Annotated in this window: 3 protein-coding genes and 1 riboswitch; of the genes, 2 read left to right on the top strand and 1 reads right to left on the bottom strand. The window is 68.3% G+C overall.

The window, feature by feature from the left end:
- The coding region (locus G3N93_RS36960) for an FAD-dependent oxidoreductase (RefSeq protein ID WP_206135237.1) at positions 1 to 399 on the bottom strand (399 nt) is incomplete at its 3' end.
- Between the two features lie 225 nt (positions 400 to 624).
- Positions 625 to 748: riboswitch (TPP riboswitch) on the bottom strand.
- Positions 749 to 1,017: 269 nt separating this feature from the next.
- Here G3N93_RS36960 and G3N93_RS36955 point away from each other — a divergent pair.
- Complete coding sequence (locus G3N93_RS36955; RefSeq protein ID WP_206124953.1) at positions 1,018 to 2,787, top strand: ABC transporter ATP-binding protein/permease; 1,770 nt, start codon at positions 1,018 to 1,020, stop codon at positions 2,785 to 2,787.
- A partial coding sequence (locus G3N93_RS36950) for an SDR family oxidoreductase (protein ID WP_206135236.1) occupies positions 2,784 to 3,298 on the top strand: 515 nt, incomplete at its 3' end. The genes G3N93_RS36955 and G3N93_RS36950, both read left to right, overlap by 4 nt.

Here is a 3,298-nt window from a genome sequence, read left to right as displayed (position 1 = left end):
GGCGGGCGTCACGAAACCGCGCTCGAACAGGTCGGCCGGCGCGTTCGCGCGCACGCGCCGCTCGAACAGCGGCGCCTCCGCGCGATCCGCGTGATGCCAGACGACGAGCGTGCCGTGATGCTGGAAGAAGACGGGTTCGGGCAGTTCCGCGAGCCACTGCGGCCAGCGCGCGAGCGACGCGGCGCCGAGTTCGGTGATCAGCAACTCCGCGCTCGCCGCTTCCGCGAGCGGCGCGAGCATCGCGGCCGCGATCCACGCGGCCGACTGCTCGCCGTCCGGGCCGCCGCGCTCGTATAGCGCGACGCGATGCCCGTCGCCCGCGAGCCGCCAGGCGATCAGGCGGCCGACGAGGCCGCCGCCGAGCACCGCGAAATCGGGTCGGGAATCCCGGGCGTTCATCGTGCCCCCTCGGCGCAAGCACGCACGACGAGCGTCGACGTGTACGCGCCGCCGCATGCGAATGCACGCGACATCGGGCCAGGAACCATGCAAAAGACTGAAGATTGTGCGGTCATCATTCCTTCCGTAACGCGCAATGCGCGTACCCAAAAGGACGAAACCGGCAGCAAAGGCCGGCCGGGCGGAACAAGGGCGCTGACCATGTGGGATGGCAGCCAGCGCGGCCCGGCGGGTTCAGAAACTTCCCTCGCCGGTATTACCCGGATCGGGTGCAAAGGGTTTTTCTCAGCCTCATCGCGCTGCCCGGAACATCTGCCGGCCGCGCCACGAAGCACCCCTGTTTCGTCGTCGGCCATTAGACCATAAAAGCGGAAAGCGCCGCAAACTGTCCCCCTTGCGGCAAATTCGCCGTCGTGCCGCGCCGCTCTGGCACAATGCCCGCAGGCCGGCCGCGCGAGCGACCGGTTGCCGCGTCACCGCCGGCCTTAAGTGCCGTTTAAGACGCGCGGGCGACCATCCGGACGCCCGCCGTCAGTCGGCGCCGCGTCCCGGCATGCCGTATCGCGGCGCGCGCCCGGCTTCGCCCGGCCCGCGCGCCGGCTACTCATCAGGAAGCACATGACCCAATCGATCGATCCCGTCCGCTCCGCCTCCGACGCGTCGCAGGACGAGCGTCCGGTATCCGCATGGAGCCTCATCAAGCCCTACTGGGTATCGTCCGAATGGAAAATCGCATGGGGCCTGCTGGTCACGATCATCGCGATCAACCTCTGCGTGGTCTGGATCAACGTCCGGCTGAACAAGTGGAACGCGGAGTTCTACAACGCGCTGCAGTCGAAGGACGTCCACGACTTCCCGAACCTGCTGATGCAGTTCTCCGCGCTCGCGTTCGCCTTCATCATCCTCGCCGTGTACGGCCGCTACCTGCGGCAGATGCTCGGCTTCCGCTGGCGCCAGTGGCTCACCGACCGCTTTCTCGGCCAGTGGCTCGGCGATCGCGCGTTCTACCGGATCGAGCGTGACCGCCTCGCCGACAACCCCGACCAGCGGATCACCGACGACCTCCAGTCGTTCGCGACGACCACGCTCGCGCTGTCGCTCGACCTGCTGTCGACGGTCGTCACACTCGTGTCGTTCATCACGATCCTGTGGTCGCTCGCCGGCGCGCTGACGGTTTCGCTCGGCGCGACGCCGATCGCGATCCCCGGCTACATGGTGTGGGCGGCCGCGCTGTACGCGGTGGTCGGCTCGCTGATCATCCAGAAGGTCGGCCATCCGCTCGTGTCGATCAACTACCAGCAGCAGCGCGTCGAGGCCGACTTCCGCTTCGGGCTGATCCGCGTGCGCGAGAACGCCGAGCAGATCGCGTTCTACGACGGCGAGAAGACCGAGACCGGAAACGCGCAGAACCTCTTCATGCGCATCCGCGACAACTGGTGGCGCGTGATGAAGTACACGAAGCGGCTCACGTTCGTGCTGAGCTTCTACGGGCAGATCGCGATCATCTTCCCGCTCGTCGTCGCCGCGCCGCGCTATTTCGCGGGCGCGTTCTCGTTCGGCGTGCTGATGCAGATCTCGTCCGCGTTCGGCACCGTCAGCGATTCGTTCTCGTGGTTCATCAACAGTTACTCGACCCTCGTCGAATGGCGCGCCACCGTCAACCGTCTGCGCGAATTCAAGCGCGTGATGGGCACGTCGCACCTGAAGGAAAGCCTGTCGCCCGCGACCGAACACGGCGGCATCAACCTGCACTATGTCGACGACGCGAAGCTGTCGACGTCGTCGCTCAAGCTCGCGCTGCCGAACGGCAACGCGCTCGCGAACATCGGCAGCGTCACGATCGAGCCCGGCTCGCGCTGGCTCGTGATCGGCAAGTCGGGTTCCGGCAAGAGCACGTTCATGCGTGCGCTCGCGGGCTTGTGGCCGTTCGGCGACGGTGCGATCGATGCGCCGGTCGGCGCGCGGATGATGTTCGTGCCGCAGACGAGCTATCTGCCGATCGGCACGCTGAAGGCCGCGCTCACCTATCCGGCGACACCCGACGCGTTCAGCGACGAAGCCTGCCGCGACGCGCTGCGCGCCTGCCGCCTCGAGGATTACGTCGACCGCCTCGACGAGACCGCGCACTGGACCCGCGTGCTGTCGCCGGGCGAACAGCAGCGCCTGGCCGGCGCGCGCGTGCTGCTGCACAAGCCCGACTTCCTGTTCCTCGACGAAGCGACCAGCGCGCTCGACGCCGACAACGAAGCACGCCTGTACCACCTGTTCGCCGAACGGCTGCCGAAGGCCGCGATCGTCAGCATCGCGCACCGCGAGTCGCTGGCCGCGTTCCACGTCGGCACGATCAACGTCGAGCGCGTGAACGACAGCGACAAGGTCGCCGCGTGAACCAACGCGCCGCGCACATCGCGCGGATCGCGCTGATTATCGGCGCGAGTTCCGGGATCGGCGCGGCGCTCGCGCGGCGGCTCGCGACGCCCGGTATCGCGCTGGCGCTGCATGCGCGCGGCGCGGACGAAGCGGCGCGCGCCAGGCCCGCCGAAATCGCCCACTCTTGCACGGCGGCGGGCGCGGAATGCATCACGCTCACCGGCGATCTCGGTGAGCCGGGTGTCGCCGCGTCGCTCGTCGATGCAACCGTCGCGCGCTTCGGCGGGCTCGATCAGCTCGTCGCCAACGCGGGATTCGCTGCACGGCAATCCTTTTCCGGTCTTTCCGCGGACGCGCTTGCGTCCGCCTTCACGGCGATGCCCGGCGCGTTCTCCGCGCTCGCGGGCCGCGCGCAGCCTTTACTCGAAGCATCGGCCGCGCCGCGGATCGTCGCGGTCAGCTCGTTCGTCGCACACCGCTACCGCGCCGATACGCCGTTCTCGGCCACCGCCGCGGCGAAAGCCGCGCT

Source organism: Burkholderia sp. Se-20378, from assembly GCF_017104665.1.
GTDB classification, from domain to species: domain Bacteria; phylum Pseudomonadota; class Gammaproteobacteria; order Burkholderiales; family Burkholderiaceae; genus Burkholderia; species Burkholderia lata.
Note: the sequence above shows the minus strand (reverse complement) of the source record. Positions and strands in the feature narration are given on the sequence as shown.